Genomic DNA, 24,623 nt, shown 5'->3' with positions numbered 1-24,623 from the left:
GCCCCTCATTTCAAAGAGTCACCTACAATAGGAGACAGGCATCGCCGAAGGAGAAGAATCTGTATCTCCTTGAAATGGCTTCTCTATATGCCGAGAGAATCAACTCTCTTCCGGCAAATGCCGAAACCAACATCAGTAGAGTCGATTTCGGAAGGTGAAAGTTTGTGACAAGAGAATCGATAATCTTGAAATCATAAGGGGGATAGATAAATATATTTGTCTGGCCGCTATCACTCACTACTGAGCCGTGGCGAGCGAATATGCTTTCCAGAGTCCTTACGGTCGTAGTACCGACGGCAATAATTCTTCTCTTATCGGCCTTGGCCTCGTTGATCGTCGCTGCGGCTTCAGGAGATACCGTGTAGTATTCTCCATGCATTTTGTGTTCTTCTATAAGCTCCGATTTCACCGGTCTGAAAGTTCCGATACCGACATGAAGCGTGATGAACTCAACCGCGACCCCCTTGCCGGCGAGCGTCTCAAGCAGGCTCTCAGTGAAGTGAAGACCTGCGGTAGGGGCCGCTACTGAACCTTCCGGCCGCGAGTAGACCGTCTGGTAAGATTCTGGATTCTCCGGGTAAGTCTGAATATACGGGGGAATCGCAAGCAAGCCAGATTCTTTGATCTCTTCATCGCTGGCCCCATGGAAATCGAGAATCCTGCCTGAATCTTCGCAGCGTTCAACAACTCTGCATGAAATCCCACTGAACAGCAACTCATTTCCAGGCTTAATCTTTGATCCGGGTCTAACTATTGCTTTCCAGAGGCCCCGGCCAACTCTTTCTATCAGCACGGCCTCTACTTTTGCTCCAGTATCCTTCATCCCAAGCAGCCTTGCAGGAATAACGCGGCTGTTGTTTAGCACAACGACATCGCCGGGGCGGAGAAATTCGACGATTTCGGCGAACACTCTGTGTTCCAGAACACCGCTCTTCCTTTCCACAACCATTAGTTTAGAACTGTCTCTCGGAACGGCGGGCTCCTGGGCGATCAGTTCTTCTGGGAGATCGTAATCAAACTCTGAGACTTTCATCTATTTCCTCCGGCCTTATTATCGTTATGTCGGAAACCCCATGATCGAGAAATCTGTCGTAGCTTATCACGGCAGAATTGTTTTCTCTGGCCAGGAAGATAATTCTATCATCGGCTGGCGAGTAAGTCTCCACTTGCGGCAAGGAAAGCAGCCTGTTCAGATTCTCTTGCTGGAAACCGCCCAGAGTAAATCTGATATTTGCATCAAAGATTATCCTGTAAGGAAACAAAGCAATCCTGCACGAAGACATCCTGAGAAAGAGATCGTCTATTCTGTTCAAATCTGCGTGATCACTCATAGAAAAAACTATGTTACTGCCGTCAACAACAACGGTTCTGGAACGACGCGAGAAAATCGCACTCTTCACGTAAGGGTGTGTGAACTTCAGATTGCCAAGTTCTCTTCTCGCCGACTTTGAAAGAGAAGTGACTGCGTTTCGCAGAGTCTCAAGCTCCGAGATATTGGTGTGCAACACTCTACTTATCCTGTCGGCAAGACCGGATCTCCCGGCAACCTCCGGCTTTTCGTAAAGGAGTGCCGCTTCAAGCATTATATAGTCCTGAATTCCGTACTTTCCAATCGATCTTGCATTTGAAAGCCACTTTCTGTAATCGTCTATAGACTTGATCTTCTTTCTGACCCTCCCATTAACAGGCGGATTGTTTCTCGGATCGATCAAGAAGAGCAATTGAGCAATATCGGCAACCGATGCCGCGGAAAGCGAAGATACGTATTGCACTCTCTCTTCCGGTTCTCTGTCTCGCTCTCTCAGTATGTCGATAGAAAACTCGATTTCTTCATAGGATAGGCTTGTGAGGCCGGGGATCATCTTCGTGACCTTCTCGATTATCGCACTGCTAACGGGATTCTTTCGGAGACCACTGGAAAGCCTTCGAAGGCTTTCCTTTCTCTTTCCGTAATAACTGTAGAAGCCCTCCGAAGAAGCAGCTTCTTTCAAATGGTTTTGTATGTCATTAATCATCACTATTCTCCCATCTGTGCTAGCGTTTGCCACAAGTAAGTCTTTGACACGCTTTCCTCTCTATGATATAATGAGTTTTGTGCAAATTACAACAGGAAGAGGTGAAGCCCCGATGAAAAAAGAGATGCACCCAGAGATGAAACTGATTACTGTAAAGTGTACCTGTGGCGCAGAACACAAGTTTTATTCTACCAAGGACACCATAAAGGTTGACCTTTGTTCGAGCTGCCATCCCTACTTCCGTGGAGACGCATCTTCAATGATTCTCGACACTGAAGGAAGAGTTCAGAAGTTCAGAAACAAATACGGAGACAATTACTGAGTTAGCGCTTTGCGCTCCCTCAAGTATATAGTCAATTGGAGGTTAGTCATGTGAGTGTGAAAGTGGGTACCGTTGTTGAGGGTAATGTAACTTCTGTCAAGAAATTCGGAGCGTACGTAAATCTTGAAAGCGGCGAGGAAGGGTTCATTCATATTTCCAAAGTGGCAAGAGAGTACGTGAAGAACATTGAAGACTATCTCAAAGTTGGTCAGAAAGTAGAGGCAAAGGTTCTTGGGACGACAAAGGACGGAAAGTGGGAGCTCTCGATCAAGGATTTGAAGAGCAAAGGCTCTGATGAAGGACCGTCAAGTCAAGACTTCGAAAAGAAACTGGCCAAGTTCATGAGGGATAGCGGCGAAAAGATCTCCGCCTTTAAGAGAAGACTCGACAAGAAAAGAGGTATCCGTAAAAGACCATAAAAATCGAAAGTATCGTGAAATAGAATAGAGGGAGCTGAGCTCCCTTTTTTTGTTAGACGGCGAAAGAGCTAGCAAAGACGAGTGAGAGCATCATAAGAAAGCACAGTAGCGTATGAAAAGGTATAATTGTACATAGATGCCAAAATAGGAGGTTATTCTGATGTACTTCCTCGAAAGAGTCATGGCGGTACCGAGATTGCCAGAGAAGCTGAGCAGACTCGAAGAACTGTCAAAGAACCTATGGTGGAGCTGGAATTACCATGCTCAACAGATGTTCAAATACATAGACCCAGAGATGTGGTATCAGGAAAAGCGAAGCCCCGTAAGGCTTCTCCGCAGGGTACGCCAGACTAGATTGTATGAGCTGGCAGAAGACAAAGAGTTTATCAAGATGTATGAGAACACCGTAAAAGAGTTCGATAAATACATGGGTGGAAAAGACACGTGGATGGAGAGGGAACACCCGGACAGAAAGGAGCAGTGCATTGCTTATTTCTGCGCGGAGTATGGATTTCACGAATCATTTCCAATTTATTCTGGAGGCCTCGGCATTCTGGCCGGAGACCACCTGAAAACGGCCAGCGACATGGGACTTAATTTCGTTGCTGTAGGACTTCTATACAGGAACGGATACTTCGAACAGAGAATCGACGAGTCTGGTTGGCAGCAAAACATTTATCACTCCTACGAGTTTGAGGATTTTCCCGTAGTTCCTGCACTAGATAAGGCCGGAGATGAGGTTTTCGTTAACATAGACTTTCCGGGGAGAAAGGTATGGGCGAAGATCTGGAAGGCCGAAATCGGCAGGACATCTCTTTATCTATTGGACACGGACATTCCTCAAAATGAACCCGAAGACCGAAAGATTACCGGTACGCTCTATGGAGGCGATCGTGAAACCAGGATACAGCAGGAGATTCTTCTCGGCATCGGCGGAGTGAGGGCCCTTAGAATGCTGGGTTACTCGCCAAATGCATGGCATATGAATGAAGGCCATGCGGCTTTCTTGTCCCTCGAGAGAATTAGAGAACTGGTCCAGAAGAATTCGATAGAGTTTTCGACCGCATCGATGATTGTAAAATCCGGCAACGTCTTCACAACACATACGCCGGTGCCTGCCGGTAATGATACGTTTACCCTTGATATGATTGACAAGTACTTCCGCGATTTCTGGAGTAAGATGCACGCCGATAGGGATGAATTCTTGAACCTCGGCATCGAAAAACTCCAGGGCGGCGGGCAGCACTTCAGCATGACGGTCCTTGCGCTCAGGCTTTCTGCTCTTGCTAATGGAGTCAGCCAGCTTCATGGAAGAGTCAGCAGGAATCTTTGGAATCACATCTACCCGGATCTGCCCGCGGTAGAGGTTCCGATAACTCATGTGACAAACGGAGTGCACATCTGGACTTGGCTGAACCCGAACCTGGTCGAGTTGCTGGACAAGTACCTTCCCGAAGGCTGGCATGAGAGAGTCTATGACCCGGAGATCTGGGAAGGGGTCGACAAGATACCGGAGAGCGAGATCTGGGAGCTACACATGTCACTGAAATCCAGAGCAAGAGGCTTTCTGCAGGGAAGGTTAAAGAGACAGAGGATGAGACTGGGCGAGACCATAGAAGACCTTCTGGAGGTCGAGGAAGCCCTGCCTGAAGATGTTCTCACTATTGGATTTGCAAGGAGATTTGCCACATACAAGCGCGCAACGCTGATCTTCAAAGACATTAACAGACTGAAGTCGATAATCGCGAACTCCGAAAGACCGGTTCAATTTGTTTTCGCAGGTAAGGCCCATCCGGCAGACGATCCTGGAAAAGAACTGATAAGGAAATTGTATGAGATCTCCAGAACACCGGAATTCAAAAGCCGGGTGATAATAGTCGAAAATTACGACATGAATATCGCTCGACACTTGGTAAGCGGTGTGGATATCTGGCTAAATACACCTAGAAGACCCCACGAAGCGAGCGGAACGAGCGGTGAAAAAGCCGGAATGAATGGAGTTCTTAACTTCAGCGTCCTCGATGGCTGGTGGGTGGAAGGTTTCAACGGAGAAAACGGCTGGGCTATCGGCGATAACAGAGACTACAGAGACCACGAACTTCAGGACAGGATAGACTCTGTGTCGATCTACAGCACGCTTGAGAAGGAGATAATCCCTCTTTACTACTCGAGAGATGAGGAAGGCGTAGCTAGGGACTGGGCGAAGAAGATGAAGAGCTCCATCAAGGAAATCGGCAGCAGATTCAATACTCACAGGATGATTGCAGAGTATGCCACCGACCTCTATTTCCCCGCCGCCGACCTGTCTGTAGAGGCCGAGAGAGACGGTTACAAACTTGCGAAGAGCGTTGCAGTCTGGAAAGACAAGTTCAGTGCCAGCTGGAATGCTATAAGAATAAAGCCCAATGTGCAGGCCGAGTCTTCTGCAAAATCGATTAAGGTCGGGCAGGAGATCGCACTCTCGGCAAACATCTACCTCGGAACTCTAGACCCATCTGAGGTTCAAGCTGAGATTTTCGTGGCGAAGATGAATGACGAAGGTGAGATGGACAGCTTCAGTCTCTATCCAATGAAGCTGATTAAAGAGGACGTCCACGGCGAATACGTATACGGCGGGAAATTCGTCGTAGCCGAAGAGGGTAATCTGGCGTACACAATCAGAGTGATCCCGAACCCTCAAAAACTGCCTGACAGATACTTCATACCCGTTGCAAAATGGATCGTATAAGAAAAGCCCGCCTTTCAGGCGGGTTTTTTCTAGTTATTGGCTGAGAAATCGGATAGAGTCCTTTCGAAATCCCCAGGAGTGATGTCGCCCCATAGAAGCGATTTGTAAAGACCGGGAACGGTCATGATCGCCTTGAGTTCTTCTTCTAGAAAGACTCTCTTTCTTGGGTTGTAATCGCCATCGAGAATAATCTCCGTCGATTCCGAACCCGATGTGATCATTCCGATCACCGCGTTGTATACTTCAGTAATCTCTACTTCTCTCAATCCAAGCTTCTGCAGCTGCTCGTAAATCTCATGACTCTCGTTTCCCTCGGCTATCATCCTCAGAACCACATTTATGTAATCAGGAAAAGTCATTGTTAATTCAGGCACCTCCTAACAGGTCTTTCAGAAGAAGAGCGTTGTGTACTGCTCTTCCCATGTAGCAATTATTAAAGAAAACAAAGACAGGTAGATCGCGTTTATGAAATTCTAGCACATCGATGGCAAAACTTCTCAAGTCATCTTCCGAGTAATCGTAATTGTATCGTTCACTTCCGTTGCTGTTGAACCAGTCGGGATTTCTTCCGTGAAAGCGGAAGTAAGCACCCCTAAGACCTGCCCTGGGTATATAAGGAAACAAGCCGCCGATAATCGGTTCGTCAACGGTTACAGGTATTCCGCCCGCCTCCTCGACCGCTTCGAAGGCCGCTTCATTTGCCCAGCTATCGTGTCTGAATTCGAAGGCCAGGAGATTACTATCAGGGTCGAAAGATCCGGCGATCTCTTCAATATACTCCCTGTTTCTCTCATTGAATTTGAACGACCACGGGAACTGGAAGAGTACCGGCCCCAGCCTACCCTCCTCCCGCATGGGTTGAAGAGCCTGGTAGAATTCACCGGATACTTTTCTCAACTCTCCGGAATCGCCCTTCCATAGATCATGCGTCGCCTGTCCCGGTGCTTTGACTGCAAATGTCATCTCTCCGGGTATCTTCCTTAGGATGCCAGTGATTGTCTTGATAGATGGCATCCGATAATATGTGAAATTCAGTTCAACAGAGTTGAATCTCCATACTGAATGGTAGTATCTAAGCATCTGGGAAGAGCTGATCCCTGAAGGGTAAGCCGTTCCCACCCAGTCGGGAAATGAGTAGCCGCTCGTCCCAAGATAGACCACTATAACTCCTCAATAATGAATACTGGATCGTTGTTGTTCAGTATTACAGCATTTGCTTCATCCACATCGACATGGAATTCCAGAGCGTAACTCGAGTGCACTCTAACAAGAACGTCGTCGAAGATCACTCTTCGCGTTCCGGCACCCTCGGCGTAAACCATTACTATCTCCTTGTCCTCTACTCCATATACCCTGGCGTCCTCGGGTGTCATGTGAATATGCCTCTTGGCGAGCATCACTCCGGAATCAAGAACGACAGTTCCTTTAGGACCGACAATCGTCAGGCCGGGAGTATCCGTGTGGTCACCGGAATCCTTTATGGGCGGCTTTATTCCCAGGGAAAAAGCGTCGGTTCTCGATACCTCTATCTGAGTGGCCTTTCTCGCGGGACCCAGTACCCTTACTCCCGTGATTGCTCCCTTTGGACCGACAAGAATCACTTTTTCATCACAGGCGTACTGCCCGGGTTGACCGAGATCTTTTATAGGAGTTAGTTTATGACCCTTGCCGAAGAGTCTTTCGATATCTTCCGCACTCAAATGAAGATGGCGGTTTGAAACGCCTGCCTTGATTGCCGGTTGCTTAAGCTTCACAAAATACACCTCCAGTTATCTTCACTTCTTGAATTTTTTCGGACCGACTAGTCCCTTTCTCACTTTCAGGGTTACGCTTTCCGGAGTAGTAAGAACAAGTGTTATCGGACCTTTAGCGACGTTTATCCAGCCAAGGCCGCAAATGTGAAGCTCCTGACCGGTTCTCAGTCTGAATTTCTCACTCTTCCACTTATACTCACTCCTTGCGGAACTAGAAAAAGGAGGTTTCAAAATTCCTCCAAACCATCTATCCCATTCCTCGACCCCGGTATTCGAGTTAGTCTCATGGACTGAAACACTCTCCGGAACAAAGGTATGTAATATCCCCACTGGATCGGTCTCATTCTTCGCATCTATTCGCACAAACCCACTCAGAAAAACGGTTCGGGCTTCGTGGAATTGAAAGGTCGATCTGACCAGCTTCTTGCGGGGAAGAAATCTACTCTGATCTTCAACGCTCAGAAGATCGGTCAATCTGTCTTCCGTGAATATTCCCGGAGTATCGTAAATGGTAACCGAAGAGTTGTACAGTGTCCTCGATGTCACCTCTACCGTTGTTCCGGGAAAACGACTGACTGTTATCTTTTCGGAACGCATCAAACCATTAAGGAGTGAGGACTTCCCAACGTTGGTAACTCCTACCGAAACGTACTCACACGCACTGGATTTTAGATAGGCGAAAAGCGAGTTCAGTCCGTATTGTCCCAAAACCGAGACAGGCCTAACTCTGCTCACCGGCGCCTTGAGAATGCCCGAGGCCCAGTCTCTCATTTCATCCACTTTAACCTCTCTGGGAAGCAGATCGATTTTGTTCAGAATGTAGTGAACGGAATGATCTTTCAGGAGGTCCGTGATGTCCCTCCTGAAGGTCCCGTCAAAGTCTGAGATATCAATTACATAGATTACATCGTGAGCGAGACGGAGATACTCCTTCATATTCTCAAGCGAATGAGCAACCATATTACCCTCTGGCAGCGAACTATAATGCTTCATAAGGAAACATCTTCGACACAGGATCTCCTTTCCTGAATTGAACCTTGATTCCATAACCGACTCGGATATGTATCCCAAACCGGCCGGGTCCTCATGCTGCAGCTCAACACCGCACCCATTACATTTCATTTGTCAAGCGCCTCCACTTCGGGATGCTTCCTCATTTTGCTTAAGAGAATCCGCTCTACTCTCCTGACCAGCTTCGTCCAGAAGAACTCCTTTTCAGAGATCGGTTCGACTTTAACCGTGTATGCTCCGAGAAGGTTTCCCATGATAATATCCGTAAAGAGCTGGTCGCCGACAACTACTGTCTTGTACGGAGGTACTCCATAGTCCTTCAAAACTCGTTTCGATTTGAATGTCAACGGTTTCCTTGCCCGGCTAATAACCTTAATTGTATCGAGTTCCTCGTCTATTTTGCCGAGCCTGTCGGCCTTCCCGTTAGAAATCAGAAGTATGTTCAGACCAAGTCGTTCAACTCTGTTCAGGAGCAACCGCTTCTCTTTTGAGACGGTACTTGCCCCCCAGCTCTCTAGAGTGTTGTCGAAATCGAATATGACGAGTCTGTGACCGGACTCCTTCAGAGAATCGAAATCTATATCCATTACACTATTGGCAAAGAGATGTGGGGTGGCCAGCCTTCCCAATCTGAAGACCCAGCCAATTGTGAAGAAGAATACAAGATATGCGGCAATGGTGATCTTCCCCAACAACCTCTTGTACCACTTCTGGCTTATATCGACCAGCGGCGCCACAAGGATCGAATACATACCCATTCTATTTCCGGCAATAATGTCTGTGAAAAAGAGATCTCCAATTATGACCGTCTTTTCGGGTCTCGATTTCATGTCGCTAAGAACCTTCCTCAGTTCCTTCGTGCCCGGCTTTCTCATCGAGTGGTATACCTTCAGCTCTTCCCCAAAGAGATCCTTGAGATTCTTAACTCTCGATTGGGGCCCGTTGGTTACAACGCCGACCTTCATACCTGAAGAGATTAGGTTATCGATTACGGGTTTGTTCCGCATATCGAAAGGCTCTCTCCAAACTGCAATGGTATTGTCGTAATCAAAGAGAATTGTATTGTACCCGAGCTTCTGGAGTCTTTCATAGTCCACTTCTCTGACATTTTCCGCCTTGTCGTTTGGTACTGCGCTATCAAGTATGTCCAGGATTCGCACGAATCTCCACCACTTCCAGATCGATACGGTTTCTAATGCTCTTCAGAAAGCTCTTCACTTCATCAAGAAGATCTGCGGGAACGATAATTTTGAGAAGGCCCTCATCTGTGACATGCCTGATGTTCATTAGATTGTCTTCGGCTTCGGCAATGTAGCAGAGCACATGAATATCTTCGGGCCTTATTCTGACAAAGAGATCGTACTCCACTGTTTTATTCATATTAGGACCTCACAGCAGTTCGGCCGCTAGGCTGGCAAGTTCTGAACGCTCACCCTTAGTCAGGGTTATATGGCCCGCCAGTGATTTGTCTGTCAACCTCGAAGCAGCATATGTAAGTCCGTTGCTGTATGCATCGAGGTAGGAATTGTCAATCTGATAGGGGTCTCCTATAATGACTATCTTAGTGTTTTCCCCCACTCTGGTAATTATCGTCTTGATCTCATGGGGTGAGAGGTTCTGAGCCTCGTCGATTATGAAATACTGGTTCGGTATGGACCTTCCCCTTATGTAGCTGAGAACTTCCACCTGAAGTTGCTCACCCTTCTTCAGGAATACTTCCAGATCCGTATGGCGGTTGTTGAACAGCATATAGAGGTTGTCGTAAATTGGGGTCATCCAGGGATCAATCTTCTCTTCCATGGAGCCGGGAAGATAACCAATATCCTGTCCCATAGGGATGATCGGCCTGGCAACCATAAGCCTTTCATACTTTTTCTCGTCAACAACCTTTCTCAATCCGCAGGCAAGAGAGATCAGCGTCTTGCCAGTTCCAGCCATACCGGGAATGAAGACTACCCTCACGTCGTCGTCAAGCAACAGCTCCATTGCCATCATCTGTTCGTTGTTCCGGGGCATTATCCCCCAACTACTTGTTTCCATAGTAATTTCAAGCGGGACAACTCTCTCGCCGTCGGGAGAAACCCTTCCAAAGATCTCTCTGCCAAAGTCCACGAATTCATTTGCTCCGACAGGTTCGGGAAGTTCGTCTGCCGATAGTTCGTCCCGGTCGATGAACTTATCCCTGAGGGAGGGATTGTCTACGATGTTTATTCCCGACAGCTTATCGTCGATTTCCACTTTGTCGTGAAGGTAATCATCGGCCTTAAGACCCATAATATCGGCCTTCACACGCATGTTTATGTCTTTGCTGACCAGAATGACGGGCAGTTTGTCCATGTGACTGAGCTCCATCATGTACAGCAGGATTGCATTGTCTTTGTAATTGTTTGCGGCAAACGGAGGAAGCTTGCTCTTGAATTCATCAAATACCGCAATTCGAAGCGTACCTCCAGACTCCAATCTTACGCCTTCTGTCAGCCTGCCTTTCGATCTAAGCGAATCAAGAAATCTATTTACTTTTCTGGCATTCTGGCCAACGGATCCGGAGTTCTTTTTCAGTTTGTCTATTTCCTCAAGAACGGGAAAAGGGATAATTATGTTGTTGTCTTCGAAATTTTCGAAACAATAAGGATCATGAACAAGAACGTTGGTATCGAGTATAAAGTTCTTTATCAAACCTAACCCCTCCACTTCTTCTCGTATTTGATCATCTCGGAAATACCTCCAAGCCGTCTCGCGAGTGCCAGGAAAACCTTTGCAGTCACTCTGGCATCGTCCATCGCCCTGTGAGTGGGTACATCTCTAATCTTCAGCCTGCCGGCTATACTCTTCAGGCTGTACGGTCCCTCTGAAAAAACCTCGTGTGCTATGCTAATAGTATCAATATAGTTGTTGGTCAGCGGAAGCACTCCGGTTTCCTTTGAAGCGATATCGAAGAAGGTCATGTCGTTTACGATATTATGACCCACGATAGTCGCTCCACCAACGTAGTCACGAAATCTCGGAAAAACCTCGGCCATCGTCGGTTCTTCAGAGACATCTTCATTCTTCAGTCCATGTATCCCGGTAATCTGCGCCGGAATCAGGACTAGCGGGTTCACAAGAGATTGGAACGACAAATTTTGCAAGATCTTATTCCCATATATTGGAATCGCCGCTATTTCGAGTATTCTGTCTCCTCCAAGTGGACTCGATCCCGTGGTCTCTGTGTCAATGACTAAGTAGATCTTTTTCATTTCAAACCCTCCGTAAAAATTCTACCATGAGAAGGCCTTGCACTCCTGACTACTTCTTTACTATACAATTGAGTGAGGTGATAGATTTGAAAGAGCTTACGGTGATTGTCAGCCACGGCCTCGGAAGCGATCGCGCCAAAAGTAGGCTGGTGGAAAAAATCGAAGAACTACAAAAGGAGTTCAAAGGGAAGTTCACCCTCGACTCTCTCTGGGAAGACGACTCCCTGAGATTCCAGCTGAAAGCGGCCGGCATGAAGACAGACGGTTGCTTGAAGGTCTCCGACAATAGTGTATCAATCGTCGGAACGCTCCCGTTCACATTGACGGCCTTCAGGGGGAAGATCGAGACTACACTGAAGGCAGAGCTTACGAAGATCCTTGAAGAAGGTGATTGAGGGGTGCCCGTAGATCTTCACAATCACAGCTCTTTTTCACCCGACAGTCGTACACCTATGGAGGAGATTGTTGAGGAAGCTTGCATCAAAGGTCTGAAGGTGGTGGGGATCTCGGATCACGATGATCTAGACACCTCCTTTCCATACAGTTATCGACTTAGAGATCTCGAAGGCTATTTGAAGAATCTCTCCCGGCTGAAGGAGAACTCGAGTGTGAAGATTCTCTCAGGACTTGAAGTAGGTCTGCAGTCGTGTGCCAGGATACCTCCAGAAGGAGATTTCGACTATTTCATATACTCTGTGCACGGAATACCGGGAACAAGAGATCTAGATATCGGAAATGTTTGGACACTGTATCTAGAAGAGTCAATTGAGGCGATTTCCGAGATTAAAGGACCCGGCTTCTTCGGCCACATCGATTTCCTTCGAAGATACATTCCTGAACACAGACCTCTAGACAACGAGACTCTCCTGAACGAGTTATTGAATAGGCTTATAAGGAACGGCATCGGGATTGAGATTAACACTTCCGGCTGGCGCCATCCATATAGAGAGCCGAGTCCTCAGAAATGGATAATCGAGAGATACCTCTCACTTGGAGGCAGACTGATCACGATCGGTTCAGATTCTCATCGAAGAGAAGACGTCGGCAGTTACATAGGAGATGCCGTCTTACTGCTGAGAGAAATCGGAATCAAAGAGATCTTCTACTGTGAAAAGATGAATTATACGCCATTTCGAATTGACAACTGCTAAAGACCTCTCTTGTTCTTGCCAAGCAAATCCTTTAGCTTGAACAGGTTTCCCAGGCCGAGGGCTCTGGCGAGTAGAAAGTACACCCCTATTCCCGATACGAGTGTGATCAGAGTCGAAATATATCCGGTTCCGAAGAAGACTCTGCCCAGGAGCATCAGAGCTGACATCACTAAAGATGCAAGAATCACCTTCACTATTTCAATAAGGTTCTCTTTTTCGTATCCCGTCCATTTTAGAAGTGCAGCAGAGACTATTACGGTCCCCGCTATCCCGGCAGCGCTGGTAGCCAGAGCCACGCCCAGAGGTCCTATTGTGAAGCCCAGCACGATGTCAAGAACAACGTTCACGCTTACCATAATCGCCGAGATTATTGTGGGAGTCTTCGGACTCTTTCTGGCATAATATGCTCTCGAGAGAACACCATAGGATCCATAGAAAGGCAGTCCCACAGTATAACCGTAAAGAAGCGATGTAGTCAGTGCAGTATCGCCTGGGGTGAATGAACCCCTTTCAAAGAGAAGACGCACTATGCCTTCACCCAGAACAAGCAGTCCAAGAGTAGAAGGAATTATCAGGAAGGCGAGCACCGTCAGAGAATCCCACAGAGATTTCCTGAACCTATCCTTCGAATCTGCGGAAGTCAGCTTAGAGAGTTTAGGAAGTGCCACAGTTGCCACAGCAATGGCAAAGACACCAAGCGGAAGCTGATAGAGCCGCTGAGCGTACCCGAGGCTGGAAACTGCTCCTCTTCCCAATTCGGTTGAGACTCGAATATCCACAAAAGAATTGATCTCGTTTATTGCCGGAGATATAGCCGAGAACAGGAAGAGAATAAGGAATTCCTTTACATCGCTCTTGTTATATCCCGGCTTGAAGACGAAGCCTTTTGATCGCGCCGCCAGAACTACAACAAGGAGCTGTAACGCTCCTCCAGCCAGAAAGCCGATAGTGGGGCCAACGATCGGAGGAGAAAACCTTGCTGAAAGCAGAATTCCAGCAATCGTAGAGAGGTTGATGAACATGGGAGTTATCGCCGCGATGAAAAACGCATCGAGACTGTTCAGGACTCCGCAGTAAACTGCCCACAGAGAAACAAGGACAATGAAGGGAAAGGAGATTCTGATAAGTCTTGATGTCAGCTCAAGAGAAGCCTGATCGAAGCCGCCGGCGAAGATTGAGGCAACCCCTTCGGAGAAAACCATCCCACCGGCCGAAATCGATCCGGAGACGATCAAAACGAAGACCATAACAGTTGAGGCAAATATGAAAGCCCTCTTACCGGAGTTCTTCAGCTTTTCGTTGAAAAGAGGAACGAAAGCCATCGTCATGGCACCGTCGGCAAAGATCTTCCTTAGAAAGAAGGGAATCATGATTGCAACAAGATAGGCATCATACTGAGCCGACGTACCGAAGTAGTTTGCAAACAGAGAGTCTCTGGCGAGACCCGTTATCCTTGATAACATGGTTGCTATTGCAAAGAGAGCCGTGCTTCTTGCTGTGCTTGCCGTCATAGAGACCTCCACAAAAGATTATAATACACGGAGGATGCGATAGAAAGGCGATCTTTGTCGAGATCTCTTCAAATAAGTAGAAGAGAGAACTATGATATACTGAAATGGCTCTTACGAATGTTTTAAGGGAGGAAGGCCTGAAGGCTGATGAAGATGAAAAAGGTAGCTTTAATTTTCGGGACCAGACCCGAAGCTGTGAAGATGGCTCCGGTCTACCTCGCCCTCAAGAATTCACCTCTAAAGCCTGTCGTTATTGCTACTGCGCAGCACAGAGAGATGCTTGATCAGATTCTTTCTCTCTTCGGTATTGAACCGGATTTCGATCTGAACATCATGCGTCAGAGACAGTCTCTGGCGAACCTTACTTCCAGGTTGATCGACAAGCTTGATGAGATCTATTCGGAGAATGATTTCCATACGACTCTTGTTCAGGGCGACACAACATCTACATTCGCAGGCGCACTGGTTTCTTTCTACCACAAAGTTCCGGTCGGTCACGTAGAGGCCGGACTCAGAACCGAAAACGTTTATGATCCCTTCCCCGAAGAAATAAACCGAAGGCTGAACGGAGTGATCTCTACCTATCACTATCCTCCGACGGAAACTGCAAAGAGGAATTTGATGAGGGAGGGCATTCGAGAAGACCGATTGGTCGTGACAGGCAACACTGTGATCGACGCATTGCTGTGGGTGACTAATAACAAGTCCAAATTGACTTCCGGCTACCGGGAGACCATAGGCGTAGAGGGAGATGAGTACATTCTCGTAACGATGCACAGAAGGGAGAATTGGGGCGAGCCGATGCGAGAGGTTATGAAAGCCATTAAGGACATCCTTGCCGAATTCCCGAATTTGAAGGTCGTCTTTCCCGTTCATCTCAACCCCGTCGTTAGAGAGATTGTATTTCCAGAGCTGGAGAAACACGACCGGATCGTTTTGACCGACCCGCTCGACTATCTGCCATTCGTATCGCTTATGGAGAAATCAAGGCTGATACTTACCGATTCTGGCGGAATACAAGAAGAGGCCCCCGCTCTTGGAAAGCCTACCCTTGTTCTCAGGCGCACTACTGAAAGGCCCGAAGCAATCCAGGCAGGGACTGCAAAACTCGTAGGAACCGACAGAAAAGCAGTGTTCAGCGAGACAGCCAGACTTCTGAGCGACTTGGAGGAATACTCCCGGATGGCGAGGGCGACAAATCCCTTCGGGGACGGTAAGGCCTCACAGAGAATCGTCAAGCATCTATGTGATAATCTCTAGATCCGATTGTCTAAGGCAAGTCTTCGCTTTTTCTCATCTTCAGCTCCCAGAAGTATTCATATAACTCTGAAAGCGAGGAGAACGCGATCTTCAGATGCTCCGCAAGTGCCGAAGAAAGCAGGACTTCATCGGCCTGGCGATTGGCAGCTATATAGAAATCTCTATACTGGAACCACTCGAGCAACTCTTCGGGAACATCGTCTCTCTTTCTTTTTCTCTTATACTTATCTCCGAACACTGAAAAGTCGCTCTCTCTAAGGATTCTGGTTTTGTCGATGAATCTGTCGGGATTCTTCGAGATCTCTTCATGAAGCTTGGCCATCGTCTCGCGCGAAGGTAGGTAGAAACCCATTCCGTATCTGTACCAGTCGGGAAAGAGTTCAAAGAAGAAGCCAGGAGAGTCCTTCCAGTCCTGAACTGGAACCCTGAAGGTAAACCACATATTGGTTCTGTATGGAGGCTTTCCCTTGTTCCGCCTCGCGTCCCTGCTGATTCTGCTTATAGTTTTCCCAACTTGAGGGCTGATCTCGATAAATGGATCGAGATCCTCCATAAAAGGACCGAAGCTTTTTACGAGGTTCCTGAATGGTTCAAGCAATACCCGGCGATACCGATCCCTGTTCCTTTCCATCCATGCGCGGTTGTTATTCATTCCCAGATCAATCAAGAATGAAAGCGTCTCGCTGGTAAACCCTGAAAACTCTTCTTCAGTCATTCTTCCTCCAGAATTCTGAATGGTACGTAACTGCCGTTCTCGCAATAGAAGACCTCTTTCACTCCAATTCCCCTGAGCAATGAAACGGCCTGAACGCTGTATTTCCCGACCTGCAACGCTCTGTGAGAGTCAGATCCTATTGTCAGTAGATTGCCGCCCAGTTCGAGATACCTCTCGATTACCCACGACTGAGGTGACGGATCTCCAAGTCCATACATCCAGCCCGAAGTGTTCACTTCTAGCCCAACATGATTCGAAACCAACTTCATGAGAAGACGATCTATCAGCGGTCCGGGTTTCGGCGGTCTACCAAATGGTATGTGCCTCCTCAGAAAATCCAGGTGTCCAAAAAAACCGGGCCTATCTATGAGATCGACTGCGAGAATCGCTTCTTTAAGGTAGATCTCCCACGGATCTTCCAGACTCTTCAGATCCGGCCTGCCAGGGACAGTGTGAACAGAGTAGATGTAGTAATCCATCTCCTCTCCGGGCCAGAGAATCCCTTCAGACTGCAGCCCGAGTTCCAGACCGGCAAGGACTTTTATGGGAAGTTCTCCATCGAAACTTCTTATTTCCTTCAGATAACCGTTGATCTCTTCCGGCTGGAGGCAGACTTCCTGACAGACATAAGGATCGAAATGATCTGAAAGACCTATGACCTGAAGCCCTGCTTCTACTGCTGACTGTATTACCTGCTCCACAGTATTCCTTCCGTCTGAAAAAGTTGTGTGATTGTGTATATCAATCATTCAAAATCTCCGCAATTTATACTTGTACATCAATCTGATAACAATTGTACAGCTGCTCGTTTCTCTCTATCAGTTATATGCAAGTAGATACTTGTAGTAGCCAAATTTGCATGTCCCAATAATTCTTGTACAGTCTTTATACTTGCTCCCTTTTGTAAAAGTTGTGTCGCAAAACTATGCCGGAATAAATGCGGATGAATCCGTTTATCCGGATATACTAATTGTACTTGTGTATTTAGTACTTTGGGAATTACGTTTCTTGCCATCGGCTCTCCACGAGTTCCAACGAAGACGTGATCTTCGTACTCATCAATGGGAAAGTCCTTTCTTATGGAGAGATAATCCTTCAGGATAGCAAGAACATGGTTGTTCATGGGGACTTCTCTATCTCTGTTTCCCTTTCCGCTCATAACCCTGACAGCGGGAGAGCTTCCCAGACGCAGATCGCCGAGTCTGAGCTTACAAACTTCACTGACCCTCAATCCGCAGAAATACATCACTGCAACAATGGCCCTGTTCCTCTTACCGAGATTCGTTTCCTTGAATGAGGAGAGAATCTCCATGACCTCATCGTGACTTATATAGTCTGGAATTCTGCGCCGGGTCTTGGGATTCTTTATGAGTTCGGTTGGGACCTTGCCCACCATTCCGCTAATGTACAGGAACGTGTAAAAAGATCTGATTGTTGAAAGATTTCTCGCTACGGTTGTTGCCGAAGGCCTCTTTTTGGAATACTTCCCCTGCGAATACTCTTTCACGAAGAGCTCGATGTCTCTTCTCTTCACTGTAGTGTAGTCGATGTCGTGATCAGTGAGGAAGCATTCGAAATGACGGAGATCGGAAAGATATGCTCCAATAGTGTTGGAAGACATATTCCTGACAAATTCCATGTTCTCCTTGAACCTCTCAACGGATTCGTTGAAATTCATAATCAACCCCCAGATTATTGTAAATATGAGTCATAATAGTCATTATGACTCATATCTCGTATTATAACACAGTCTACTTTTGAACACGAGTTCTGTAAACCCCATTTAATAAGGGTTTCGAAAACAGACTTCGTAAATTGCCCTGTATTGCATTTTTTCTACATGGGATAACTAATTACATTCTCACGGCAAGAAACGACCGCTATGAGCCGTTTATCGAGTTACTGCCTGTCGGGCGCTTTCAAAGCCCATTTTGATTTCCGAGATCAAAGGTCTGTATTTTTCTGCCAGTCTGTACCTCTTTCCCTCTCTCAATACAAGCTCTTCTTTGATCCCAGAGTAGTGTTTTGAGAGAGCACCCATAATTGCCCCAAGTGCCATCGGTCCTTTCACGAGTTCGCTATCATTTTCCTTAAGGAATTCGTTAATATTCTCAACAAGATCTTCTCCTGCCAAGGGAGAATCGAGCAAGGAAAAAAGCATTCCTATGGTGGGAAGCTTCAGCCGCTCCATAATGAACTCCTGCAGTTCCTCTTTGGTCCATTCCTTTTGAAGAGACATCTGAGGTTTTCGAGCGAGTTCCTTCTTGAAGGCAAGAAACATGAGCTCCATGAAAGAAGATATCCTCTTGTCGTAATTATCTTCTGTAACGAGGATCGAGGCTATCGAACTTACCGGAAGCTCTATCTGTTCAATCATTGAGAATAGCATTCCAAGGCGCTCAACAGTGACAAAAGGCCTCCCGAGATCAATTGCCTCAGGCAGAATCAGCAGGGCGTTTCTCGCGACACCCTTGGCCTCCTCGAAACTTGTGCAGATAATCGCCGCGACTCTAATCTGAACGTCGTTTCCAACCTTCCAGATTCCCGTGATCTTTTCTCTTCCAGAGTACTTCACGTAATCAACCGAGAAGCCTGAAATCTCTGCAAGTCTGTTGACTAGATCGGCAAAGGCCCTCGCAAGACTCTCCGAATCGCCTTCAAAAGTGGGATATGCGTCGAGAAGCCCTTCGATGTCATTAATTATTGACTCCGGGGATTTGTACTTCGAGAGGTACTCCTTTATAAACCTGTTTCTGCTCGACTGTTGGCCACCGTCGTCACTGAGCTTTCCCAGTATTCTAACAACATCAACGGATGCAATCTGTGCTGGCATGATATCACCTCTGCAAATATACTATCATATAAGCAGACTCCTTCGCAAGTAATTCATTTTACTATTTGTAATTTGTATAGCCTAGTATATCACTTTAGTCATAGTATGGTGACTGTCACTTGTATAATGGCCCGTATATATACGTAATCGCTCTTTACTGCGCACGAGCGTACTATTGTACTGAGGGCAATTGTACCTTGTATATACTAGCTATACGTTGTACGTCATTGTATAAGAAGACCGGACTTGCTCCCGGTCTCGATACCACGAGAGCTGCGAGCAGATTTCCTATTTGCAGGCAATTGCTCACTTTTCTATCTGCGAGATAGCCGTGCAAGAAGCCTGCGTTGAAGGCGTCTCCCGCTCCCGTCGTATCGAGTACCTTCACTTCAAAAGCATCGACGAGTGGACCGTTTTCAATTCTGGCCCCTTCTGCCCCCAGCGTTACAACAATCAACGGTTTTACAGTCATCAACCTCTCGAGATGGCGCCATTCGCTCTCATTCACAAAGAGGATTTCGCTCCGCGCGGCGATTTCGGCCACCTGTGGGCCTCTCTCGAAAGTCACGATTCCTCCGGGATTGTAAGAGAATCTTGGCTTTCGGAGATTCTTGAACAGTCTTTCAATCTGATCGGGCCTTATTCCCCCGAAGTGGTAGAAGTCTGATGATTCATCGATCGAATAGTCCGATTCGTTCACACCTCTGTATGTGAAGAGATGCCTCTGTCCATCGGCAGAGACGGCGGAAAAACAGAAGCCCGTCTTTCCTTCAAGCCTGGAGAGATGCTCTGTGTTGACACCTTCTCTCTTTAGAGCTTCAATTGCCATCTCTCCGAATTGATCTTTCCCAACCGCCCCCTGTAGATAGACGTTCTTTCTCAGTCTGTTAAGCATAATCGCCGTATTTGCTGCACTTCCACCGATCGAAAACATCATCTCTCTGATTCTATTTTCTTCACTGTTGCCGCTTTCACTTATGAAAGCGCTGAGATCAACATTTACGTTGCCTACCACAGAAATTTCCATCTCTTCTACCTCAACTTTTCGCTCATTTTGGCTTTACTTCCTTTCATGATTATAATTGGGAAGAGCGAACAAAAAACAAACTCGGGAGGGTTCGAATATGCTTTCATTTCCAGACGGTTTTATTTGGGGCGTTGCAACGGCCGGTCATCAGATAGAAGGCAACAATGTCTTCTCCGACTGGTACACCTGGGAACACCAGGGAAAGGTCAAGAACGGTGATACTTCCGATATCGCCTGCGGTAGCTGGGAGAATCTGGATCGAGACATTGAGGCCGTTAAGTCTCTCGGCGTAAAGGCATACAGATTCTCGGTTGAATGGGCAAGAATCGAGCCGAAGGCCAACAGATTCGAAGAGAGCGCCCTCGAAAGATACGGAAATTTCTGTAAAGCTCTCATAGAAAATGGAATACAGCCTATATTGACTCTCAATCACTTCGTGCTCCCTCAATGGTTTTCAGATATGGGAGGCTGGGAGAACCGGGAGAACCTTCGATATTTCCGGCGTTTCGTCTCAAAGATAGTCCAATATATGGGACGATTCATTCACTATTGGGTTAGCGTGAACGAACCGAACGTTTATGCGGTTATGTCCTACCTCATGGGAGAATGGCCTCCCGAAATCAAAGACATGAGCAGGGCGATGAAGGTTCTTTCCAACCTGCTGTTCGCTCATGGCGAGGCTTATGATGCAATAAAAGAGTTCTTCCCTACGTCAATGGTCGGCGCGGCAATAAACATGATGCCCTTCTTCCCCCTGAGAAAGCTTCATCCCGGCGACAGATTAGTCTCGAACTACCTGGAAAGGGTCTACAACTACAGTTACTTGGATAGCTTGCTAAAGGGAAAACTGGTCAAACCCTTAGGAAATGGAGAGGCAGCACCGGAGATTTCATCGAAGCTTGATTTTATCGGAATCAACTACTATACCCGGATTTTTGTCAAGTATTCGGAACCACTTCCCGAAATCGCTGTGGGAAATGAGTTCGAAAAAACAGAGATGGGATACGAGTTCTTCCCCCAGGGGATTGAAGACGTTATCCTGAAAGCGTATAAGCGTTATCAATTACCGATAATCATAACGGAAAACGGAATCGCCGATGCTTCAGACACCAGAAGGTGGGAGTACATAGAGAAGGCTCTTACAGGGGTAAGGAATGCAATGGAAAAGGGCGCGCGTGTTTTCGGGTATATGTATTGGTCATTGATGGATAATTTCGAATGGAAGGAAGGCTACTCGATGAAATTCGGCCTCTACGAGACCGTTCAAAAGACTCTGGAATTGAAACCGCGAGGAAGCGTAGCGAAATTCAGGGATTTCATAAGCAAGAGCCTCACTTAGGGCTCGCGATATACTCTGACGAGAACATCGTCAGGTATGAGATTCTCAATTCGCCATCCGGCATTGGCTTATCGATCTGCGACATCCTTCAACGGAATTTCGCCTTAGTTGAAGTGTGGATACCGGTTCGATAAGTAGCAAAGGGCGAAGCTGCGGCCTCGGATTGCAGTGGTTTGGGAGCAATTGGGGATTTTCTGCTTCCGCGTTAGAAACAGAGAATCTGCCTTTGCGTAAGTGCCAAAACTCCAATGCAAGGATCACTACGAATGGGAGTCTGGCTCCCTAATCAATGAAACACTCTGTATGCCCGAAAAACTGAAGAAGGACCAATACAATGAATAGCATTGGTCCTTCAAACATAAGCAGAACTCTGTTACTGCAAAAGAGTCTTGAGCAGCTCCTCTATACCTTGGCGATTCTCTGCGGATACGGAAAAGACCGGTGGTCTCCCCCATACGGAGACTTCTTCGCTTATTGATTTCTTTGATTGCTGTTGACGGCTCTTTGAAAGTTTGTCTGCCTTTGTCAGAACCAGAACATATGGAATGGCGTAGTACGTAACCCAGTCAAGCATCTGTTTGTCGGCCGGCTGCAGCGGATGTCTTATGTCAACAAGCAGAACCACCAGAGAAAGCCCTTCCCTCGATTCGAAATAGTCTGTTATAAGCCTCTGCCACTTCTCTCTTTCTGACATTGAAGCTTTTGCGTAGCCGTAACCAGGCAGGTCAACGAAAAAGATCTCTCCGTTAACCACATAGAAATTGATCGACCTCGTCTTGCCCGGAGTTGAGCTTGTCTTTGCAAGCCTCCTTCCAAACAGCGAATTCAGCAGTGAAGACTTCCCAACATTCGACCTACCCGCGAAAGCGATTTCCCTTTTTATTGGCGACGGATACTCGCCTTTCGCGAAGACAGTCTTTACTAATTCAGCACTCTTTACCGTCACCGGGAATCAGAGCCTCCTCAAGTACTTCATTTATCTCCTCGACAAAGACGAATTCCAGTTTCGACTTTATCTCCTCGGGAACTTTATCGAGATCTCTCTTGTTTGCAAGAGGAATCAGAACCTTCTTCATTCTGGCACGGTAAGCTGCCATCAGCTTTTCTTTCAAACCACCGATGGGCAGTACCTTCCCTCTTAGGGTTATCTCCCCAGTCATTGCAATGTCGTTTCTCACTTTTCTTCCGGTGACGGCCGAGACAATCGCCGTCGTTAGAGTAATCCCGGCACTGGGTCCATCCTTGGGAACGGCTCCTTCGGGAACGTGGATATGGAAATCCTTCTTCTCGAAGACCTCGGTAAACTTCTCGTCTCCACAAAGCTTTCTGGCGAGCGACGCCGCGATCTGTGCCGATTCCTTCATAACATCTCCCAGCTGACCTGTTATGATAGTCTTTCCTTTCCCGGAGACGGGCAGGACTTCGATGTACATGATTTCTCCACCAACAGATGTCCAGGCCAGGCCAGTCACCACACCAACCTCTGGATGCTTCCTGAAATCACTCTCTTTGAATAGAGGTGCTCCAAGATACTCTCCCAGTTCATTGACACCGACAGAGATTGAATCGCCACCCTCGGCCATTTTTAGAGTGGCCTTTCTGATGATCTTGGCCAGATTCCTATCGAGTTCCCTAACTCCGGCTTCTCTTGTGTAGTCTCTAATTACGTCCCTGGTGGCGGCCGGTGTTATTTTCAGCTTGCTATCCTTCATGTTGTATTCATCAAGAAGCTTCGGCAGTATATGGTCCCTGGCTATGTGATACTTCTCAGACTCCGTATACCCTGGAATCTCGATAATCTCCATCCTGTCTTTCAAAGCTGCAGGGATCGAATAAAGAACGTTTGCCGTAGTAATGAACAGGACTCTGGAAAGGTCAAAAGGCACTTCCAGAAAATGATCGGTAAAACTGTTGTTCTGCTCGGGATCAAGAACCTCTAGAAGAGCAGAAGCGGGATCTCCTTGAAAACTGATTCCCATTTTGTCGACTTCGTCCAGCACAATTACCGGATTCCTGGTCTTCAGCTTTCTGATCATCTGCATTATTCTGCCCGGAAGCGCTCCCACATAAGTACGTCTGTGACCCCTTATTTCTGCTTCGTCTCTCATGCCGCCCAACGAGATTCTGCCGAACTTCCTTCCCATAGCTTCTGAAACAGACCGACCAAGTGAAGTCTTCCCAACACCTGGAGGCCCAACGAGGCAGAGAATCGGAGCGCGAAGGTTCTTCGAGAACCTCCTGGCCGCCAGGAATTCAAGTATCCTCTCCTTCACATCGTCAAGCCCGTAGTGATTGTTATCGAGAGTCTTCCTAACGTCTTTAATCACTATCTCATCATCCGTCTCTTCCTGCCAGGGAAGGTTCAACAGCCAATCGAGATAGGTTCTCACGACCGTCGCTTCCGGAGAGTATGGAGACATTTTCTCCAGTCTCGAAATCTCCTGCTCTGCCTTCTCCTTAACCTCCTGCGGAAGCTCGCCGGACTCCGCCATCTCTTTAAGCTCTTTGATTTCCTCGTCTTCTTCGCCCTCGAGCTCCTCCTGGATCGCTCTCATCTTCTCTCTCAGATAATACTCCTTCTGCCCCTGCTCAATCTTCTCTTTAACCCTCTTGTCGAGTTCTTCCTCCAAAGACAGAATCTCTATTTCTCTTGTAAGTAACTCCATAAGCGTATTGAGACGATCCTTCGCTTCTATTTCCTCGAGAAGATGCTGTTTCTCCTCTAAAGAAAATGGCACCATTGAAGAAACGAAATCTGCAAACTTATCTGCATCGGAAGTGTCTTCCAGCGCCATTATCGCTTCATCGGGGAAACGTCTGCTCATCGATACATACCTCAGCGCAAGTTCCTTCACCCTTCTAACCAGCGCCTGAAGCATCTTGCTCTTCCTGCCCTTGGACTTGAGCTTCTCTGCAACGACAATAAACGTGTTTTCTCCTTCCTCGACTGAAGAGAGCCTCGCTCTTGTCAAACCTTCAACAAGAATCTTGTAGTTCCCATCGGGCATTTTCATCAGCTGGACTATTCTCGCTATCGTCCCTATCTCGAATAAATCTTCGATCTCGGGCTCCTCTTTAGTAATGTCCCTTTGAGAAACGAGAAATACCATCTGATTGAATTTGCCAATTGACTCTTCCAGTGCCGCCAGCGACTTCTCGCGTCCGACATACAACGGCATCACCGCGGAAGGATATACTAACATGTTTGTTCTCGTCGGTATAACCGGCAGTTTATCGGGTATCTCTATCTTCCGTTCGCTTCCTACTGCTGCTTTTTCCAGCAACTCAAACTTCTGAGCCAT

General features: G+C 47.2%; 25 protein-coding genes. 7 read left to right on the top strand and 18 right to left on the bottom strand.

Annotated features, from left to right (window positions below):
* Positions 1–22 precede the first annotated feature (22 nt).
* Complete coding sequence (gene queA / locus Y697_RS03350; RefSeq protein WP_121550261.1) at positions 23–1,033, bottom strand: tRNA preQ1(34) S-adenosylmethionine ribosyltransferase-isomerase QueA; 1,011 nt, start codon at positions 1,031–1,033, stop codon at positions 23–25.
* Complete coding sequence (locus tag Y697_RS03345) at positions 1,014–2,015, bottom strand: ribonuclease (RefSeq protein WP_259462285.1); 1,002 nt, start codon at positions 2,013–2,015, stop codon at positions 1,014–1,016. The genes queA and Y697_RS03345 overlap by 20 nt, the downstream gene beginning before the upstream one ends.
* 112 nt (positions 2,016–2,127) lie before the next feature.
* On the opposite strand from Y697_RS03345, the gene rpmE reads away from it, so the two are divergent.
* The 3 genes from rpmE (at position 2,128) to glgP (ending at position 5,484) form a co-directional block, all read left to right on the top strand.
* Positions 2,128–2,337 (top strand): 50S ribosomal protein L31, encoded by a 210-nt coding sequence (gene rpmE, locus Y697_RS03340; protein ID WP_121550260.1) that lies wholly within the window; start codon positions 2,128–2,130, stop codon positions 2,335–2,337.
* A 50-nt stretch (positions 2,338–2,387) separates the two neighbouring features.
* Complete coding sequence (locus Y697_RS03335) at positions 2,388–2,756, top strand: S1 RNA-binding domain-containing protein (RefSeq protein ID WP_121550259.1); 369 nt, start codon at positions 2,388–2,390, stop codon at positions 2,754–2,756.
* Between the two features lie 160 nt (positions 2,757–2,916).
* Positions 2,917–5,484 carry an alpha-glucan family phosphorylase gene (gene glgP, locus Y697_RS03330; protein ID WP_121550258.1) on the top strand — a complete coding sequence of 856 codons (2,568 nt, stop codon included), beginning with the start codon at positions 2,917–2,919 and terminating at the stop codon, positions 5,482–5,484.
* 29 nt (positions 5,485–5,513) lie between these two features.
* Here glgP and Y697_RS03325 read toward each other — a convergent pair whose 3' ends face one another.
* Genes Y697_RS03325 through Y697_RS03290 form a run of 8 tightly spaced genes read right to left on the bottom strand, consistent with a single transcriptional unit; the run spans position 5,514 to position 11,485 of the window.
* Complete coding sequence (locus tag Y697_RS03325; protein ID WP_121550257.1) at positions 5,514–5,843, bottom strand: hypothetical protein; 330 nt, start codon at positions 5,841–5,843, stop codon at positions 5,514–5,516.
* A gap of 7 nt (positions 5,844–5,850) precedes the next feature.
* Entirely contained in the window at positions 5,851–6,645 is a 795-nt protein-coding gene (locus Y697_RS03320) for a DUF72 domain-containing protein (protein WP_121550256.1), read from the bottom strand.
* Positions 6,645–7,238: a phosphate propanoyltransferase gene (gene pduL, locus Y697_RS03315; RefSeq protein WP_121550255.1), complete on the bottom strand. Its 594-nt coding sequence runs from the start codon at positions 7,236–7,238 to the stop codon at positions 6,645–6,647. Before pduL ends, Y697_RS03320 begins: the two co-directional genes overlap by 1 nt.
* Before the next feature lie 21 nt (positions 7,239–7,259).
* Positions 7,260–8,360 (bottom strand): GTPase, encoded by a 1,101-nt coding sequence (locus Y697_RS03310; protein ID WP_121550254.1) that lies wholly within the window; start codon positions 8,358–8,360, stop codon positions 7,260–7,262.
* A complete protein-coding gene (locus tag Y697_RS03305; protein WP_121550253.1) occupies positions 8,357–9,409 on the bottom strand; it encodes a YqeG family HAD IIIA-type phosphatase in 1,053 nt (350 codons plus the stop codon). Before Y697_RS03305 ends, Y697_RS03310 begins: the two co-directional genes overlap by 4 nt.
* Positions 9,387–9,629 (bottom strand): DUF4911 domain-containing protein, encoded by a 243-nt coding sequence (locus Y697_RS03300; protein WP_121550252.1) that lies wholly within the window; start codon positions 9,627–9,629, stop codon positions 9,387–9,389. Before Y697_RS03300 ends, Y697_RS03305 begins: the two co-directional genes overlap by 23 nt.
* Positions 9,630–9,638: 9 nt before the next feature.
* The gene (locus Y697_RS03295) at positions 9,639–10,925 is read right to left on the bottom strand and encodes a PhoH family protein (protein WP_121550251.1); all 1,287 of its coding nucleotides are present in this window, start codon (positions 10,923–10,925) and stop codon (positions 9,639–9,641) included.
* A gap of 2 nt (positions 10,926–10,927) precedes the next feature.
* Positions 10,928–11,485 (bottom strand): PolC-type DNA polymerase III, encoded by a 558-nt coding sequence (locus tag Y697_RS03290; RefSeq protein ID WP_121550250.1) that lies wholly within the window; start codon positions 11,483–11,485, stop codon positions 10,928–10,930.
* A gap of 77 nt (positions 11,486–11,562) precedes the next feature.
* Between Y697_RS03290 and Y697_RS03285 the strand changes: the two genes are divergently transcribed.
* On the top strand, positions 11,563–11,880 hold the full coding sequence (locus tag Y697_RS03285; protein ID WP_259462299.1) for a polyhydroxyalkanoic acid system family protein: 318 nt from the start codon (positions 11,563–11,565) through the stop codon (positions 11,878–11,880).
* Positions 11,881–11,883: 3 nt separating this feature from the next.
* Positions 11,884–12,636, top strand: coding sequence for a histidinol-phosphatase HisJ family protein (locus tag Y697_RS03280; protein ID WP_121550248.1), 753 nt, complete (start codon positions 11,884–11,886; stop codon positions 12,634–12,636).
* Here Y697_RS03280 and murJ read toward each other — a convergent pair.
* The gene (gene murJ, locus Y697_RS03275) at positions 12,633–14,147 is read right to left on the bottom strand and encodes a murein biosynthesis integral membrane protein MurJ (RefSeq protein WP_121550247.1); all 1,515 of its coding nucleotides are present in this window, start codon (positions 14,145–14,147) and stop codon (positions 12,633–12,635) included. The genes Y697_RS03280 and murJ overlap by 4 nt on opposite strands.
* Positions 14,148–14,294: 147 nt before the next feature.
* Here murJ and wecB point away from each other — a divergent pair, with 147 nt between their 5' ends.
* Positions 14,295–15,407 (top strand): non-hydrolyzing UDP-N-acetylglucosamine 2-epimerase, encoded by a 1,113-nt coding sequence (wecB, locus tag Y697_RS03270; protein ID WP_121550246.1) that lies wholly within the window; start codon positions 14,295–14,297, stop codon positions 15,405–15,407.
* A gap of 10 nt (positions 15,408–15,417) precedes the next feature.
* Here wecB and Y697_RS03265 read toward each other — a convergent pair whose 3' ends face one another.
* From Y697_RS03265 to Y697_RS03245, 5 genes are all read right to left on the bottom strand, one after another.
* Positions 15,418–16,122, bottom strand: a complete 705-nt coding sequence (locus tag Y697_RS03265; RefSeq protein ID WP_121550245.1) for a DUF2461 domain-containing protein — start codon at positions 16,120–16,122, stop codon at positions 15,418–15,420.
* Complete coding sequence (locus Y697_RS03260; RefSeq protein WP_121550244.1) at positions 16,119–16,871, bottom strand: PHP domain-containing protein; 753 nt, start codon at positions 16,869–16,871, stop codon at positions 16,119–16,121. Before Y697_RS03260 ends, Y697_RS03265 begins: the two co-directional genes overlap by 4 nt.
* A gap of 29 nt (positions 16,872–16,900) precedes the next feature.
* Positions 16,901–17,800, bottom strand: coding sequence for a tyrosine-type recombinase/integrase (locus Y697_RS03255; protein WP_121550243.1), 900 nt, complete (start codon positions 17,798–17,800; stop codon positions 16,901–16,903).
* A gap of 213 nt (positions 17,801–18,013) precedes the next feature.
* Positions 18,014–18,955 carry a hypothetical protein gene (locus Y697_RS03250; protein ID WP_121550242.1) on the bottom strand — a complete coding sequence of 314 codons (942 nt, stop codon included), beginning with the start codon at positions 18,953–18,955 and terminating at the stop codon, positions 18,014–18,016.
* 172 nt (positions 18,956–19,127) lie between these two features.
* Positions 19,128–19,982, bottom strand: coding sequence for a carbohydrate kinase family protein (locus Y697_RS03245; RefSeq protein WP_121550241.1), 855 nt, complete (start codon positions 19,980–19,982; stop codon positions 19,128–19,130).
* A 97-nt stretch (positions 19,983–20,079) separates the two neighbouring features.
* Here Y697_RS03245 and Y697_RS03240 point away from each other — a divergent pair, with 97 nt between their 5' ends.
* Positions 20,080–21,321 (top strand): glycoside hydrolase family 1 protein, encoded by a 1,242-nt coding sequence (locus Y697_RS03240; protein WP_121550240.1) that lies wholly within the window; start codon positions 20,080–20,082, stop codon positions 21,319–21,321.
* A 373-nt stretch (positions 21,322–21,694) separates the two neighbouring features.
* Here the strand turns inward: Y697_RS03240 and yihA are convergent, their stop codons facing one another.
* Together yihA and lon are read right to left on the bottom strand one after the other, a co-directional pair.
* Positions 21,695–22,267 carry a ribosome biogenesis GTP-binding protein YihA/YsxC gene (gene yihA / locus Y697_RS03235; RefSeq protein ID WP_121550239.1) on the bottom strand — a complete coding sequence of 191 codons (573 nt, stop codon included), beginning with the start codon at positions 22,265–22,267 and terminating at the stop codon, positions 21,695–21,697.
* Positions 22,248–24,623, bottom strand: a complete 2,376-nt coding sequence (lon, locus tag Y697_RS03230; RefSeq protein WP_121550238.1) for an endopeptidase La — start codon at positions 24,621–24,623, stop codon at positions 22,248–22,250. Before lon ends, yihA begins: the two co-directional genes overlap by 20 nt.

Source organism: Mesotoga sp. BH458_6_3_2_1, assembly GCF_003664995.1.
In the GTDB taxonomy this organism is placed as follows: domain Bacteria; phylum Thermotogota; class Thermotogae; order Petrotogales; family Kosmotogaceae; genus Mesotoga.
This window is presented reverse-complemented; position numbering and strand designations above follow the sequence as displayed.